Annotated in this window: 13 protein-coding genes; all 13 read right to left on the reverse strand. The window is 30.3% G+C overall.

Annotated features, from left to right (window positions below; all coding sequences use genetic code 11):
- Positions 1-16: 16 nt before the first annotated feature.
- Positions 17-874: an ATP phosphoribosyltransferase gene (hisG, locus tag ACE3PD_RS02360; RefSeq protein WP_374399169.1), complete on the reverse strand. Its 858-nt coding sequence runs from the start codon at positions 872-874 to the stop codon at positions 17-19.
- Positions 875-1,135: 261 nt separating this feature from the next.
- Positions 1,136-1,636 carry a hypothetical protein gene (locus ACE3PD_RS02365; RefSeq protein ID WP_374399171.1) on the reverse strand — a complete coding sequence of 167 codons (501 nt, stop codon included), beginning with the start codon at positions 1,634-1,636 and terminating at the stop codon, positions 1,136-1,138.
- A 13-nt stretch (positions 1,637-1,649) separates the two neighbouring features.
- The gene (locus tag ACE3PD_RS02370) at positions 1,650-2,765 is read right to left on the reverse strand and encodes an efflux RND transporter periplasmic adaptor subunit (protein WP_374399173.1); all 1,116 of its coding nucleotides are present in this window, start codon (positions 2,763-2,765) and stop codon (positions 1,650-1,652) included.
- A gap of 9 nt (positions 2,766-2,774) precedes the next feature.
- On the reverse strand, positions 2,775-7,109 hold the full coding sequence (locus ACE3PD_RS02375; protein ID WP_374399175.1) for a CusA/CzcA family heavy metal efflux RND transporter: 4,335 nt from the start codon (positions 7,107-7,109) through the stop codon (positions 2,775-2,777).
- A 91-nt stretch (positions 7,110-7,200) separates the two neighbouring features.
- Positions 7,201-7,578, reverse strand: a complete 378-nt coding sequence (locus ACE3PD_RS02380; RefSeq protein WP_374399177.1) for a hypothetical protein — start codon at positions 7,576-7,578, stop codon at positions 7,201-7,203.
- Positions 7,579-7,663: 85 nt separating this feature from the next.
- Complete coding sequence (locus ACE3PD_RS02385) at positions 7,664-9,052, reverse strand: sensor histidine kinase (RefSeq protein WP_374399179.1); 1,389 nt, start codon at positions 9,050-9,052, stop codon at positions 7,664-7,666.
- 3 nt (positions 9,053-9,055) lie between these two features.
- On the reverse strand, positions 9,056-9,940 hold the full coding sequence (locus ACE3PD_RS02390; RefSeq protein WP_374399181.1) for a cation diffusion facilitator family transporter: 885 nt from the start codon (positions 9,938-9,940) through the stop codon (positions 9,056-9,058).
- A 1-nt stretch (position 9,941) separates the two neighbouring features.
- Positions 9,942-10,607: a response regulator transcription factor gene (locus ACE3PD_RS02395; protein ID WP_374399183.1), complete on the reverse strand. Its 666-nt coding sequence runs from the start codon at positions 10,605-10,607 to the stop codon at positions 9,942-9,944.
- An 11-nt stretch (positions 10,608-10,618) separates the two neighbouring features.
- Positions 10,619-11,941 (reverse strand): DUF3570 domain-containing protein, encoded by a 1,323-nt coding sequence (locus ACE3PD_RS02400; RefSeq protein ID WP_374399185.1) that lies wholly within the window; start codon positions 11,939-11,941, stop codon positions 10,619-10,621.
- Positions 11,942-11,959: 18 nt separating this feature from the next.
- Positions 11,960-12,169 (reverse strand): DUF4266 domain-containing protein, encoded by a 210-nt coding sequence (locus ACE3PD_RS02405; RefSeq protein WP_374399187.1) that lies wholly within the window; start codon positions 12,167-12,169, stop codon positions 11,960-11,962.
- A gap of 2 nt (positions 12,170-12,171) precedes the next feature.
- Positions 12,172-13,155 carry an FAD:protein FMN transferase gene (locus ACE3PD_RS02410; protein ID WP_374399189.1) on the reverse strand — a complete coding sequence of 328 codons (984 nt, stop codon included), beginning with the start codon at positions 13,153-13,155 and terminating at the stop codon, positions 12,172-12,174.
- A complete protein-coding gene (locus ACE3PD_RS02415) occupies positions 13,152-13,589 on the reverse strand; it encodes a thioredoxin family protein (RefSeq protein ID WP_374399191.1) in 438 nt (145 codons plus the stop codon). The genes ACE3PD_RS02410 and ACE3PD_RS02415 overlap by 4 nt, the downstream gene beginning before the upstream one ends.
- A gap of 121 nt (positions 13,590-13,710) precedes the next feature.
- Entirely contained in the window at positions 13,711-15,669 is a 1,959-nt protein-coding gene (locus tag ACE3PD_RS02420) for an LTA synthase family protein (RefSeq protein WP_374399193.1), read from the reverse strand.
- Positions 15,670-15,722: the final 53 nt, after the last annotated feature.

Raw genomic sequence — 15,722 nt, forward strand, 5'->3', positions numbered from 1 at the left:
TTTTTTCTATTTTCTTTTAAAGGACCATTTTTTCAATTGGGCAAACTAAAATACCTTCAGCTCCAGCTTCTTTTAACTGATCTATGACTTCCCAAAATTGATCTTCATCGATAACAGAATGTACGCTACTCCAACCTTCTTCTGCTAATGGCATAACTGTTGGACTTTTTAAAACAGGGAGAATTTTGCTGATTTCTGAGATTTTATCATTGGGTACATTCATCAAAATATATTTTGATTTTCTTGATCGCAAAACCGATTGGATTCTAAATTGTAATTTGGATAAAACTTGTTTGGCTTCTTCCGAAATTTGAGGAGAAACAGCTAAAACCGCTTCGCTTTTTAGAATTACTTCCACTTCTTTTAAACCGTTTTTAAATAAGGTGCTTCCGCTGGAAACGATATCTACAATCGCATCAGAAAGTCCGATGTTTGGTGCGATTTCAACCGAACCTGAAATTTGGTGAATGTCTACAGCAATACCTTTCGAAGAAAAGTAATCCATAACCGTTTTAGGATAAGAAGTAGCCACTCGTAATCCGTTTAAATCTTGTATGGAATTATAGTTGAAATTCTTTGGAACCGCTACTGAAACTTTACATTTTGAGAATCCGAGTTTTTCGGCAATTTGAATGTTTTGCTCTTTTTCAACTATTAAATTATCACCAACAATCGCAATATCTACCACACCATCAATCAAATATTGTGGAATATCAGAATTTCGTAAATAATACACTTCTAAAGGAAAATTGGAAGCGGTAACTTTGAGTTGGTCATTTCCGTTATACACTGAAATTCCAGAATCTTTTAAGATTTGAATACTTTCATCGTGAAGGCGACCTGATTTTTGAATAGCAATTTTTAACGTGTTCATTTTAATTTTATTTAATTTTAAAATGAGTACACCAAGAAGATTTTTAAAAAATGCTTACCAACAAAAAACCCGCTTGATGTACTCAAACGGGTTTCTGATTTATATGATTTAATTACATAGCATCATTACTTCGCTTGAGCGGAGGTAAGATGATGATGATGTAATTGGTTTAAAAACATAATTTCTGTTATTTATTAACACTGCAAATTTAACGGCTAATTTTTCGAATAAACAAAATGTTTTTGAAATTTTATATTTTGTTTAATGATCATCGTTGTGTGATTCTTCATGATGATTAGTGTCTGAAGTATTGCTTACACTAGCACTTTCTCTGATTTCAGTATGACGAATTTCACCTCCAGAAGTTCCAACAGATTTAGACAAAACTGCAGCGCCAATTGCTAAAACTAAAACAACATAAGAAACAATCGCAGCTTTTGCATGTTTTTTTACATTGGCGACTAATCCTAAAATTGAAAGAATTCCTAAGGCATAAAGTATTTTCATGAAGGTTTCTGCAATTTCTTCGTGCTCGTGAATAATGTCATGTGAAATACCTAATTCTTCAACAATTTCCTCTGCTCCTTCTCCTGTCATCATTGTAGCTTTTGCCATAATCATACAAACGATGAAAATTACGTATGCTGTATTGACTAAAATGGTTTGTTTTTTGAAAATTCCGTAAGCTAAAATACCAATTCCGAAGAATAAACCTATGATTGGAAAATGGTTTACTACCATGTGTAAATGTGCGTCGTTCATGATTTTTTGTTTTTTAATTAGTTAAATCGAAAACTCCTTTTGTTACTATTTTTGAGTTTTCATTAATGGTTTCGTTTGGTAAAATCTCAACATACTTTTCTGATTTTTCACCAATGTTTACTAGTGTTTTCTTAAAAATATAATTTCCTTTATTTTCTTGTAATAAAAGTACGAAATTTTTATTGTTTTCTGTAATTAATGCGTCAACTGGAATTCCTAAACCTTTTTTAGAACTGATAACTATTCCAGCCTCTACAAACATTCCGGATAGTAATTTTGATTTATCTGACGGATTTAAAACTCCAAAAACGGAAATGGTTCTGTCTTTATTTTCAATCGATTTTCCAACCAATTGTACTTTTGAATTAAAAACATCTTTACTTGCTTCTGGAATAGTAAAACTTATATTTTGTCCTTGTTTAACATGTAAAATATCTTTTTCAAAAATACTTAAATTCAAATGTAAATAATTGGTATCCACGACTTCTAAAATTATATCTGATGGAGACATAAACATTCCAACATTCGCATTCATAACTGTAATATCTCCTGAGATTGGCGATGATAACGTGATTACGGATGTAAATCTTCCCTTTTCAACATTTGATGGATTGATGTTTAGTAAAAGTAATTTTTCGCGTAAACCTTGATACATACCTTTTGCTTGACGATAATCGCTTTCCGCTTTTAGATAGTTTTTTTGAGAAGTAATCTTTTCATTATACAATGTTTTCTGACGCTCAAATTCAGATTTTAAATAATTGATTTGTTCAGCTACTTCGACATACTCTTTTTGAATGTCTAAATACTCTGTATTTTCTAATGTTATTAAAGCTTGCCCTTTTGAAACTTTATCACCTACTAATAGCTTAGTTGCTTTAACATAACCACCAATAAAAGGTGTTATTTTAGCGCGATATTGTGGTGGAACATCTATTTTTCCTGATGCTTTTACTGTAACATCAAAATCTTGTTCTGACGGTGTGCCAACAATCATTCCCGAGGATTTAAATTGTTCCGCAGTAACAGTTATTAATCCATCATCTTTTACAAGTTGTTCTTCCACTACTTCATTTTTGCATGAAACAGTTAAAGTGATTAACGTAAGTATATATAAAATCTTTTTCATTGGTATTTCTTATAAATTGATATATTGTAAATCTAGTTGAGTTTTGTTGTATTGAATAACTGCATCTAAATATTCGACTTGAATTGAAGTTGCATTTTCTAAACTTAAAATGTATTGAAAAAAGTCGATTTCACCGTGTTTGTAACTACTGTTGGCTACTTTAATGATTTCATCAGATACTTTTTTTCCGTATTGATTATAGTAATCGATTGCATGTTGGTATTGATTTAACTCGCTACTTTTTTGATTAATATAAGCCTCAATTTTTGTTTGTTCGTTTTGCTTTTGTTGCTCCCAAGCTTGTGATTCTAACTTAGCTACTTTTGATTTGGCTATGTTTCCATTGAACAAAATTGGAACTGATAATCCAACTTGAAAACCATATAAAGATTGTGATAATCCTGAATTTTTTCCTTGAAAATATTCCAAATTCAAATTGGGTAACCAGTTTTGTTTTTGCAAACTTTCATTTGATTTATATTTTTTTGTAACACTTTCTAAATAAGAAGTATATAACTCTTTACTTGAAGTATTCTGAAAATTAATCAACGGTTTAATTTCTGATAATCCAATTCCTATTTTTTCATCGCTTTGTACTAATGATTGTAACAATTCGAACTGAGCTGCTTTTGCTTTATCTATTTGTGATAACTTGGTTCTAATCTGTCTAAATTTTGCTTCGGCGGTAATTTTTTCTAAATAATTGGTTTCGCCTAATTCAAATCTTCGATTACTTGCTTTAGAGAAATTTTGGTACAAACTATCTAAATATTGATACAATTTTTCTTGATGTTTCAAATAAACGATTTCATGATATACTTTTGAAACTTCAAGAGAAAGTTTATTCTTCTGTATTTCAAAACCTGCTTTTTCCTTTTCATACTCAGCTGAATATACTTTACGCTGTGCACCATAAACTGTTGGAAATGCAAACGATTGTTGGGCTCCAAATACTTTTAATGGCTGATTGTTTAAAGCTAAATTATTCTGATCGTAACTGTAATACACATTTGTTTTTTCAAAATCATATGCTAGTTTTATTGTTTCTTTTGCTTTATCAACTTGCAATTGACCAGATTTTATATTTTTATTGTTGGTAATTGCCTTAGAAACCAAGCTATCTAATTCTGGATTACTTTGTTGACTGTAGCCTAATAACGAACTGAATAACAAAAAGATAATGATATTATTGTTTTTCATTTTTTTGAATTTTAGTTTTTTCTCTTCTTTTTCGTCATAAATCTTGAATAAAACAGGTAAAACGATTAATGTTAAAAGAGTTGCTGTTATCAAACCACCAATAACAACTGTTGCCAACGGGCGTTGTACTTCTGCTCCTGCTCCAGATGAAATGGCCATTGGTAAAAATCCTAAAGCTGCTGCAGCTGCTGTTAATAATACCGGACGAAGTCTATCTGTTGTTCCTTTTAAAATCAGTTCGTTCATGTTTTTCATACCGCTATGCTTTAATTCTTTGAAGTGTTCGATTAGAACGATTCCGTTTAGTACTGCAATTCCGAAAAGTGCAATAAATCCAACACCTGCTGAAATACTAAAAGGTAAATCGCGAATCCATAAAAATAAAATCCCTCCTACAGCAGAAAGCGGAATGGCTGTGTAAACCATCATTGCTTCTTTGATTGAACCAAAAGCAAAATGCAATAAGATAAAAATTAAGAACAAAGCAATTGGAACCGCAATCATTAATCGAGCTTTAGCGCTTTCTAAGTTTTCAAACTGACCTCCGTAAGTAACACGATATCCTGGTGGCAAATCGACTTTAGCTTCAATTATTTTCTTTACATCGTCTACTACACTTTGTAAATCACGGTTTCTTACGTTGATTCCTACCACAATTCTTCTGTTGGTATTGTCTCTTGATATTTTTGCTGGACCTTCAGTATATTCAATATTAGCTAGTTCTCGTAATGGAATTTGCTCGCCATTTGGAGTAGCAACATATAAATTTCGTAAATCTTCAATGTCCGTTCTGTTGGTTTGATCTAAACGAATGACCATATCGAAACGTTTTTCACCTTCAAATACATTTCCTACAACTTTACCTGCAAAACCTAAGGCAATCATTTCATTTAAATCGGCAATGTTTAAACCATATCGAGCGATTTTACTTCGGTCATATTGCACAAACATTTGAGGTAAACCTTCTGTTTTTTCAATGATGATATCTGAAGCGCCTTCTACATTTCGAATGGCTTTCTCTACTTCATGAGCTTTTTTAGCTAAAATATCTAAATCTTCACCAAATATTTTAATTGCCACATCAGAACGAGAACCCGAAATTAATTCGTTGAAACGCATTTCGATAGGTTGCGTAAACTCAATTTCCATGTTTGGAATTTTCTCTTCTAAAGCCGCTTTGATTTTATCAGCTAATTCATCTTTTGAATGAGCTGAAACCCATTCTGATTTTGGTTTTAATTTCACAATAACATCACTTTCCTCCATACTCATTGGATCAGTTGGAACTTCGGCTGCTCCAATTCTACTAACTACTTGTTTGACTTCTGGGAAATTTTTTAAGATGATTCTCTCAATTTTAGTCGTTGTTTCAATGGTTTTAGTAAGAGAAGTTCCTGTTTTTAAAACGGGTTGAATTACAAAATCACCTTCATCTAATTGTGGGATAAATTCGCCACCCATGGTTGAAAATAAAGCAATTGCCATGAAAAGTAAAACAACCGCACCATATAAAACTTTCTTGGTGTTGTTTAAAGCCCATTTGATTACAGGAAGATACCATGAATTTAATTTATTGATTAGTCGATTTGAAAATGAATTTGGATTTTCTTCTTTTGGTTTTAAAAATAATGATGCGGCAACTGGAACATAAGTAAAGCAGAACAACATGGCACCTAATAACGCAAAACTAAACGTCATTGCCATAGGCTTGAACATTTTTCCTTCTACTCCTGAAAGTGATAAAATTGGGATGAATACAATTAAGATAATTAACTGTCCAAAAACAGCTGAATTCATCATTTTTGAAGCACTTTTATACGTAATTTGGTCAATCTCATATTGGCGTTCTTTTTTATCTAAACCTACTAAATGACTTGATTTATTTACGATTTGGAATGCAATGAATTCCACAATAATTACAGCTCCGTCAATTATAATCCCAAAGTCAATTGCACCTAAACTCATTAAGTTAGCATCAATATTGAAAATATTCATAAACGAAATGGCAAATAATAAACAAAGTGGAATTACTGAAGCAACTACCAATCCAGAACGCCAGTTTCCTAATAAAAGAACAACAACAAAAATTACGATTAAACATCCTAAAATTAAGTTTTCAGCCACGGTGAAGGTTGTTTTTCCTACTAGTTCACTTCGCTCTAAGAATCCGTTGATGTAAACGCCATCAGGTAAAGTTTTTTCAATTTCTGCAATTCTATGTTTTACATCATCTATAACTTGTTTCGAATTCGCATCTTTAAGCATCATTACTTGGCCTAACACTTTTTCACCTTCTCCATTTCCAGTAATGGCACCAAAACGATTGGCGTGACCAAATTGTACTTTGGCTACATTTTTAATATAAATAGGAGTTCCAGATTCGTTTTTAACAACAATATTTTCAATATCTTCGATAGAGTTTACTTTTCCTTCGCCACGTATGAAATAGCTTTCGTTGGTTTTTTCTATATAAGAACCTCCTGCGATGCTATTATTTTTTTCTAAAGCCGTAAATACATCAGAAGTTGAAATATTCATTGCTTTTAAGCTTGCCGAATTGATAGCGATTTCGTACTGTTTTAAATAACCTCCCCAAGTATTAATTTCGACAACTCCTTTAATTCCTGATAATTGACGTTTCACTACCCAATCTTGAATAGTTCTTAAATCGGTGACTGTATATTGATTTTTAAATTCGGGTTTAACTTCTAACGTATATTGATAAATTTCTCCTAAACCCGTTGTTATAGGTCCCATTTCAGGAGTTCCAAAACCTTCAGGTATTTTCTCTGAAGCGGTTTTTATTTTTTCCGCGATTAATTGTCGTGGCAAATAGGTTCCAATCTCTTCTCCAAAAACAATAGTTACCACAGATAAACCAAATTTAGAAATAGAACGAATTTCTTTTACACTTGGTAAATTTGCCATTTCTATTTCAACTGGATACGTAATATATTGTTCTATATCTTGAGTTGATAAATTTCGTGAAGTTGTAATAACTTGTACTTGGTTGTTCGTTACATCTGGAACAGCTCCAATAGAAATTTGGAAAACAGAAAACAAACCAAATCCAAATACACCTAAAGTGAATAATAGTACTATAAGTTTGTTTCGTAAACTAAAAGCAATAATTTTTTCTAACATTTTAGTAAATTTAAATAAATAAAACAACATTTATCATTGCAGATAAACTCAACTGAATCATTAAAAATGAATCAATTAATAAAACAAAATATTAGACTATTTTAGGTGGTAACCAAATTGAAGCAATCAAATTGGATTTAAAAGATTTATTGTAGAAAAATTTCTTTTTATGAGAAATTAGAAGCTTTAATAATTGTATTTCATAAGTAATAACCGAAAACGTAAATAATACAGTTAGCGAATTATCTAGAGTTTTAAATGGTAAATCTTGATGTTCGTGTTGGTTATTGTCTACGTTTTTAGAATAATGTAATTTAATGTAGTCAATAAATGAAATTGAAGTGGTAGTTAATTCATTTTTATGCTCAACATAATGCTCGATTAAGTTTGGAACTTTTAATAATTGCCCCATCGATGTGTTAGTACACATAAATACAGAGATTAAGAAATAGGCAATTAATTTGTTCATTTTATATAATTGAAATAGTTACATTTTTGTAAGCTAAAAATTACATTACAAATGTAAACAATAAAAATAAACAAAAACTTAAGAACTACTTAAGTTTAGCTGAAGAAAATTGTAAGATGAATTTTGTTTTTTCGTTAATTCTACTCTCAACTGAAATTTTGATTCTTAATAAATCGCAAAGTCTTTTTACTATTGATAAACCTAAACCCGTACCTTTGATATCAGGATGATTGGTAACGTCGGAACGATAAAAAGAATTGAAAATTTTATTTAAATCTTGTTCTGAAATTCCAACCCCATTATCAGCAATGGTGAAGATTATGTCTGTTAAAGTTTTCTCTAATTTTAATTCAATTTTCCCGTTATCATTGGAATATTTAATTGCATTAGAAATCAGATTACTAAATATGATTGAAACCAAATAATTATCTGATTGAACATAAAAATCTTCAGTAAAATCGGCAATAATTTTAATTTTTTTGTTTTCGGTTTTCTCAGAAAAACGAGTTAGATTATCTAAAATTAAAGCATTTAAATAAATCGTTTCTTGTTTTACATTTTGCTTCTGATTTTCAAAACGAGCTAAAAGCAACAATTGATCTACCATATGATTTAATCTATCTACTTCTGAAATACAGAATTGAATTTTCTCTTCATATTCTTGTTGATTTCTAGGTTTTCTGATTAAAACTTCCATTGTTCCTTTGATAACGGCTAATGGTGTTCTTAATTCATGAGAAGCATCTGAAGTAAATTGTTTTTCACGATCAATGGCACTTTCGATTCGGTTTAAAAGATTGTTGATGTTTTCGGATAAAACATACAATTCATCTTTATTTTTTGGTAAAGGAATTCGAGTTTGTAAATTATCCTTAGTAATTTGACTTGAAGTATCAATGATTGTTCGAACAGGTTTAATGCTTTTACCTGCAAAAAAACGAGCAATTAAAAACAATAAAATTAGAATTAACGGAAAAGTAATTAAAAGAATGTTCTTTAAAATTAAAACAATCTCAAAATCTTCTAGTGACATTGCAACTACTAAATAACCTATAACTTCTCCTTTATTGATAATTGCAGTTTGAATTTGTCGTAATGGAATATCATTTAATTTTGTATCAATAAATATGTTATTGCTATCATTAAATAATTTTAGATTGGAATTTTTAAGATTTGGAGATTTGTCAATGACTTCTTTGTTGTTGTCATAAAATTGAACAAAAACAGGATTAACACTAATGGAATTGTGCTCACGAGCTCTCCATTGATCCACTTGAATTAAGTAAGTATCATTTGAATCGGTTGACACATCATCTAAATGCTTTAATAATTCTTCTTGAATTTCATCATTAACATGTTTATTAACGCTGTATTTTACAATATTGTAAATGAATAAAAAAACAATTGCAATAAGAATAGAACCACTTACGATGTAGTTAAAAGCAATTCTATTTTTAAAGGAAAATGAAAACATAAATTAGCGTTCTATGGATTCAAAATTAGGCTCAATGTGAATTAAAACATGACCTAATTCAATTAGTTTTTCTCGTAAAGTATCTTTTAAATCGTGAGCAATATCATGACCTTCTTTGACTGATATTGTTCCATCCACCATTACATGTAAATCTACGTGATATTTCATACCTGCTTTTCTAATAAAGCATTTTTCTATACAAATTACACCTTTAACTGTTTGTGAAATTTTTTTAATTTCATCTTCTAAATCGTGATATAAATGTTCATCCATGATTTCTCCTAAAGCAGGACGAAAGATTTTATAACAATTGTAAAGAATAAAAACGGATGCTAGTAAAGCCGCCCAATCGTCAGCAGATTCATATCCTTTCCCAAAAATTAAAGCAATCGAAATACCAATAAATGCCGCAACAGAAGTAATAGCGTCGCTTCTATGATGCCAAGCATCGGCTTTTAAAGAACTACTTTTAGTTTCGATACTTTTTTTCATTACAATTTGAAAAGATATTTCTTTCCATAAAATAATTGCTCCTAAAACAAAAAGTGTGAAAGGTTTGGGTAATTCGTGAGGTGTTCCAATATTGTTAATACTTTCGTAAGCAATAATTGTAGCTGAGATTATTAAAAAGCCAACTACTAAAAATGTAATTAAAGGCTCAGCTCTTCCGTGACCATAAGGATGGTTTTCATCGGCTGGTTTATTAGAATATTTAATTCCGAAAAGTACTAAAAAAGAAGCAAAAATATCGGTTGTAGATTCAATTGCATCAGCAATCATAGCGTAAGAATTACCAAAATAACCCGTTATTCCCTTTATTAATGCTAGTGCTGTATTTCCAACAATACTAAAATAAGTGGCTTTGATTGCTTTTTCTGTATTAGGCATGCTAAATTTCGTTTGCTATGTATCCTACTCCTCTAATTGTTTTAATTAATTCTTGATCTTTTGTAAGGTTTAATTTTTTTCGGATAGCGTTCATAAAAACATCTATAACTCCTGTATCGTATTCAAAATGAATATCCCAAACATCTTCAATAATGTTTGTGCGAGTACAAACTTGACCTTTATTTTTAATTAAATATTCGAGTAGTTCAAATTCTCTTTGCGTCAAAGATACTTCTTTATTATCTACAAAAACTTGAAATTTTGATTTATCAACTTTAATATTTCCTAAAGTTAAAACTTTAACTTCATCTTTTGCTCTGAAATGAATTTTTATTCTTTCTAGTAACTCATCAAATGAAAAAGGTTTTTTTATGTAATCATTTGCTCCTGCTTTTAAACCTTCAATCGTTTCTTGAACCGTATCTTTTGCGGTTAAAAAGATTATAGGTAAATTACTTTTCTCTAATCGTATTCTTTTACAGACTTCAATTCCTTGCATTTTTGGTAACATCCAATCTAGTAAAACTAAATCAACTTGTAAGTCTAATGCTTTTTTAAGTCCATTTTCTCCATCTAAGGCAGAAGAAATTGTATACCCTTCTTCTTCTAAACCTTGTTTTAGAAAATCTACAATCCCTTTTTCGTCTTCTACAATTAAAATATGCATCTTATTGAAGTTTATTGAACAAATTTTACTCCGAAGGTAAAGATATTTGCCGACAATCCGTCATTTCTATCATAGTGATTGAATCTGAAATCGATATTTTTTAAACCAAATTTCCATATTTTCATATTGGTAAAAATATCGGTATAACTAACCCCAAATCCATACTGATTTGCCTTGAAGGTTGATAAATCATAATCAGAAGTATAGTATTTTTCTGTTGATAAATGTCCCTCATAAGGTGCAAAATACTTAGATTGTTGCTGTGTATAAAAACGATACATCGGGAAAACCGTAAACTTATCTGTCAATTTATATGGAATTTCGATATTAAAAGTATGAGACGAAATATCCCAATCATCAAAATAATAACGATAATAAGTTCTTAATGTGAATTTTTCATTCAAATAGAAATTCCATCGTGTACCAATTGGTAATTTGAATCGACTGTCTGGCAAACGCTCAATATCATCAGCTAACTTAAATTCGTTTATGAAAAAATCACCTTTGTCAGCAAAATAAACTCGTTGGTATGGCGTTGAAAGTAGCCCATTTTGGTACAAAACATCCATAAAAATTGAACCTTGTACTTTTTTAGTTACCACTTGAGAAAAAGCAAAACTTAAAGCAAATGAATTTCTCTTTTTCTTATCGTGTTCTTTAAAATTAGCAGGATTATATACTTCTGAAGAAATTTGCCCTGGTGTAATTACAAAATCGTCGTAAATTCCGCCATTCATGCCACCATAATCTACAAAATCTTGTAATTCTTTTGGATAAATTGGTTTCCAAGTGTCTAAATAAACATTAGCATTTACAGAAACTTCAGAGTTTTTCCCATTGAATAATCTCGAAACACCACCACCAAAACCGATAGATGAGTAATCGTATTCCACCGAACCCGAAACATGTCCGTTCCAAATCGTATTTCTATCGTCTGAACTGTGACTGTAATTTAAAACCAAAGAAGTCAAAACATCCTGAGCTGAAGCTCCAGAACTCGCTTGCCAAGGACTTGGAGTATTACTATCAAACGGATTAATGTTTCCAGAAGAAGCCGAGGAATAGGCTGAAATTCCGGCATCAACTGTTAATACATCATCATCGTTTAATGGAATTGCAACCACGAATGTTGGTGTAATATTGGTTAATTCTTCCATACCATTTCCTCCAGAAACAGCGGAGTGAATTCCGTCCTGTTTATAGTAACTCATTAAAAAATCTACTTCAATAGATTCTAAAACACGTTTTTTGTAAACAACTTCTGTGGAATCTTTCTTTTGAGAAAAACCCACAGCAGTTACAAAAAACAACACTATTATACTTATATTTTTCATAAACCAATTTTCTTTTACCTAATTACATCCACAACCACCACCAGTTTTTCCTCCATTTGCTCCAGAAGCAGCTTCTCGGTAAACTTGAAAAGTGGTTTCATATCGTTCAGAGGTTCTTGCCGATAACTTCATATCTGGGTCGTTAATGTATTGTTTGTCGTATTCTTTAACTGAATTACAAGAGGTAATTCCAACAAGAACTAGCATAATTACTACAACTTTTCTCATCTTTATTGATATTTTTTAATGTCTATATTTTTAGAAACATGTATACCGCCTTTATCATCAACAATGATACAACCTATCCCTTTTAATTGATTTACTAAATCTAATCCAACTTCTACTCCCATCACAAAAATTCCGGTTGCTAAAGCATCTGCAATTTCAGTTTGTTTTGCAAAAACAGAAACACTCACAATTCCTGTAGCTGGATAACCAGTTCTTGGGTCAATAATATGTGAATAACGCTTTCCGTTGAAAGTAACATACTTTTCATAACTCCCTGAAGTTTCAACAGCAGAATCATCTAAAGGAAAAGTAGCAAACACTTTATTTTTATTCATTGGGTTTACGATTCCAACTGTCCAAAGATTACCATTGGGTTGTTTCCCCCAAGTGTTAATATCACCCGAAACATTTACCAATCCAGAGGAACAGCCTTTTTCTTGTAATAAAACTTTAATTTTATCAGCAATGTAGCCTTGACCAATTCCGCCTAGACCTAATTTCATTCCTTTGTTCTTTAAGAAAATAGTGGTGTCTTTTGGATTAAGAATTATATTTTGATACCCAACTTTTTCAACTGATTTTCTAATTTCTTCTGGTGTAGGCATTTCTTTCATACTACCATCAAATTTCCAAATTCTATCCATAGAGGCATAACTGATGTCAAAAGCTCCTGATGTTAATTTTGAAATTTTAGTAGCTCTATCAACCAAATCATATACCTCTTTGTCTACTTTTATTGGAGAAATTCCCGCGTTATGATTTACTTTTGAAATTTGAGAAGTAGGAATCCAATCCGATATTAAATTTTCAATTCGTCTTACTTCAGTAATAGCTAAATCAGAAAATAAATTGCCTTGAATGGAATCTTTTGCCACAACAGTAATTTCAAATGGGCTTCCCAACAAACTTTGCTTTTTCTTGAAAATTTGTTGACCGAATGAAAGTGTTTGCGTTGCTAAAAGCAAAAGAATTAATTGTTTTTTCATTTTTTCTCAAAGGCATGAATCATTTTTATGTATTCTTCTGGAGAAACGTTTTTAAAGCCCATTTTTCCCAATACTTTTCCATTTTTATCTAAAACAACAACTAGAGGAAAACTACCATCAACGTTATATTTTTCGGCTAATTTTCTGTTGTGTTCTGTTTGTTCTTTTGATAATTCATTCGCTTTTTTTCTTGGAAAATCAGCTCTTACAATAATCCAATCTTGTGCCGCTTCTTTTTTAAATGCATCCGATTGCCAAATGTTTTTGTCTAATTTAATGCAAGGCGCACACCAATCAGAACCTGAAAACACAATTACAATATTTTTATTTTGCTCAGCTGCTAACTTTTTAGCTTCTTCAAAATTATATTTCCAATCTTGCGAAAACCCTAATGATGTAACAAAAAGGATAATACTTACAAATAGTTTTTTCATCTTATTTTAATATTTTTATATGCCATTTTGATTTTCAAAAACCTTAGCAATTATTATACAAAATAACTTCATTAAACTCAAATAATTGTTCTTCACTTGTTACATTAAGTAAAAATTAAGTTTAATTCAGTTTATTATTCAAATATAAATAATCAGCTGTTTGATACCAAGAAATGGTTTCGTTTAGTTCGGTTTTATTATTAGGAACTACCTTTAATTTGTTTGATTCTTTGTACCAATTATAACGTGTATTTGTTTTTTTATTAGATAATATAGTAATTACTTTGTCTTTTTGTAAAGCTAATTTTAAGTAAGTACCAATTAAAGCTCTTTCTTGATAGTTTTTAGATAACACATCCGTGCCAAAAAAGTTAGATGTATAACTCCAATGTAATTGTCCAAACAAAGTAGGAAAAACATCAATTTGGCTACATAATTTAGTCACTTTTTGAGGTTGAATTAAATTTTGACCATAGATAATTGCAGGAATATGATAATTTTCTACATCAATTTCATCTTTTCCAGCACTACTTGCACAATGGTCTGCAACAAACACAAAAATAGTATTTTTAAACCAAGGTTTATTCTTTACTTTTTTAAGCATTTGTTGAAGAGCAAAATCGGAATATTTAACAGCTCCATCTCTTCCTGTACCCGAAGGAATATCTATTTTATTTTCTGGATACGTATAAGGTCTGTGATTAGAAGTCGTCATAACAAAATTTAAAAAAGGCTTCTTTTTTTGATGATATTCATCGGCAACTTTAATCATTTTATTGTAAATATCTTCATCACAAATACCCCAAGCATTTTCAAATGTAACTTCGTTATTATCAATATTATGGCGTGTTGTTTTAATTTTATCACTTAAAACACTTCCTCTACCTCTATCATAAATATCAAAACCATTTCCTCCATAAAATGCATTCATGTTATCAAAATAACCATCTCCTCCATAAAAGAAATTACATTGATAATTTTTACTTTTAAAAACATTTGAAATCGTATATAAATTTGAATTATTTGGTCGCTTTACAATACTTTGTCCGGGAGTTGGTGGAATTGATAAGGTTACAGCCTCCATTCCCCTAACAGTTCTGTTTCCTGTAGCTTGTAGGTTTTTAAAAAACAAACTCTTATTGGCAATACTGTCTAAAAACGGAGTAATTTTTTTTTCATTTCCAAATTCTGTCATAAAACTTGCACTCATACTTTCCATAAGAATGAATACTACATTTGGTTTCAAATCTGAATCTAAACTGTCTTTTATTTTTCGTTTAATGGAAAATTCATTAGCTAAAAACCTTGCATTTTCTTCTTTTAAATTATTTCGAACCAATTGAAAAGCCAATTCATCTGAAATAGAATTGTAAAAAGTTTTAAAATCCAACTTGTTGTTTCGCAATTCTGCAAAAAAAGAATAAATTCCAGCTTTTGAAATTTCATTGTTGTATCTATTTTTCGACCAATCGGCATTTGAGTTGGAAATAGAAAAGAGATAAAACAACATTAAAGCTACTGAAAACAGAAAAGGAATAATACGGTTTTTAAATGAAATTTTAGTCGTAAATGTTTTATTGAAAAAATCATTTTTAACAAAATAAAAGTATATAATTCCTGTAATAATCAACATAGAAGGAATTAATATATACAACGGATAAGATTCGTGAATATTCTGTACCACTTCAAAAGTATAAATCAAATAATCTACCGCTACAAAATTGAAACGACACTTGAATTCTTCCCAAAAAGTAATCTCAGCAAAGAATGTAAAGACAAATATTAATAAGGTTACTAAAAAACCAAAATATATAAAGATTTTATCAACTATACTTCCTATATATTTCTTTGGAACTAATAAGATATACAATGTACTTATTACAAATAAAAATGAAAGCACACCTATATCAAATAGTAATCCAAAAGACAATATTTTAAGCAGATTAAATACTGTAATGTCAATTTCACTTAACTGCCAAAACAAAAAGACAATTCTTAATAAAAAAGAAAAAAACACAAACCAGCCCGAAAAACCTAATAGAAGTGCATATCGTTTTGATACCCTATTGATTGATTCCATAAAACTCAAATTTTCTACAAAATTGAGTCATAAATAAAAAGAATTGCTTAAGG

The organism is Flavobacterium sp., assembly GCF_041911335.1.
Classification (GTDB): domain Bacteria; phylum Bacteroidota; class Bacteroidia; order Flavobacteriales; family Flavobacteriaceae; genus Flavobacterium.

Excerpts from the sequence above, each read along its gene's own strand:
- hisG (WP_374399169.1), bottom strand. The coding sequence starts at position 874 with ATGAACACGTTAAAAATTGCTATTCAAAAATCAGGTCGCCTTCACGAT.
- ACE3PD_RS02365 (WP_374399171.1), bottom strand. The coding sequence starts at position 1,636 with ATGAACGACGCACATTTACACATGGTAGTAAACCATTTTCCAATCATA.
- ACE3PD_RS02370 (WP_374399173.1), bottom strand. The coding sequence starts at position 2,765 with ATGAAAAAGATTTTATATATACTTACGTTAATCACTTTAACTGTTTCA.
- ACE3PD_RS02375 (WP_374399175.1), bottom strand. The coding sequence starts at position 7,109 with ATGTTAGAAAAAATTATTGCTTTTAGTTTACGAAACAAACTTATAGTA.
- ACE3PD_RS02380 (WP_374399177.1), bottom strand. The coding sequence starts at position 7,578 with ATGAACAAATTAATTGCCTATTTCTTAATCTCTGTATTTATGTGTACT.
- ACE3PD_RS02385 (WP_374399179.1), bottom strand. The coding sequence starts at position 9,052 with ATGTTTTCATTTTCCTTTAAAAATAGAATTGCTTTTAACTACATCGTA.
- ACE3PD_RS02390 (WP_374399181.1), bottom strand. The coding sequence starts at position 9,940 with ATGCCTAATACAGAAAAAGCAATCAAAGCCACTTATTTTAGTATTGTT.
- ACE3PD_RS02395 (WP_374399183.1), bottom strand. The coding sequence starts at position 10,607 with ATGCATATTTTAATTGTAGAAGACGAAAAAGGGATTGTAGATTTTCTA.
- ACE3PD_RS02400 (WP_374399185.1), bottom strand. The coding sequence starts at position 11,941 with ATGAAAAATATAAGTATAATAGTGTTGTTTTTTGTAACTGCTGTGGGT.
- ACE3PD_RS02405 (WP_374399187.1), bottom strand. The coding sequence starts at position 12,169 with ATGAGAAAAGTTGTAGTAATTATGCTAGTTCTTGTTGGAATTACCTCT.
- ACE3PD_RS02410 (WP_374399189.1), bottom strand. The coding sequence starts at position 13,155 with ATGAAAAAACAATTAATTCTTTTGCTTTTAGCAACGCAAACACTTTCA.
- ACE3PD_RS02415 (WP_374399191.1), bottom strand. The coding sequence starts at position 13,589 with ATGAAAAAACTATTTGTAAGTATTATCCTTTTTGTTACATCATTAGGG.
- ACE3PD_RS02420 (WP_374399193.1), bottom strand. The coding sequence starts at position 15,669 with ATGGAATCAATCAATAGGGTATCAAAACGATATGCACTTCTATTAGGT.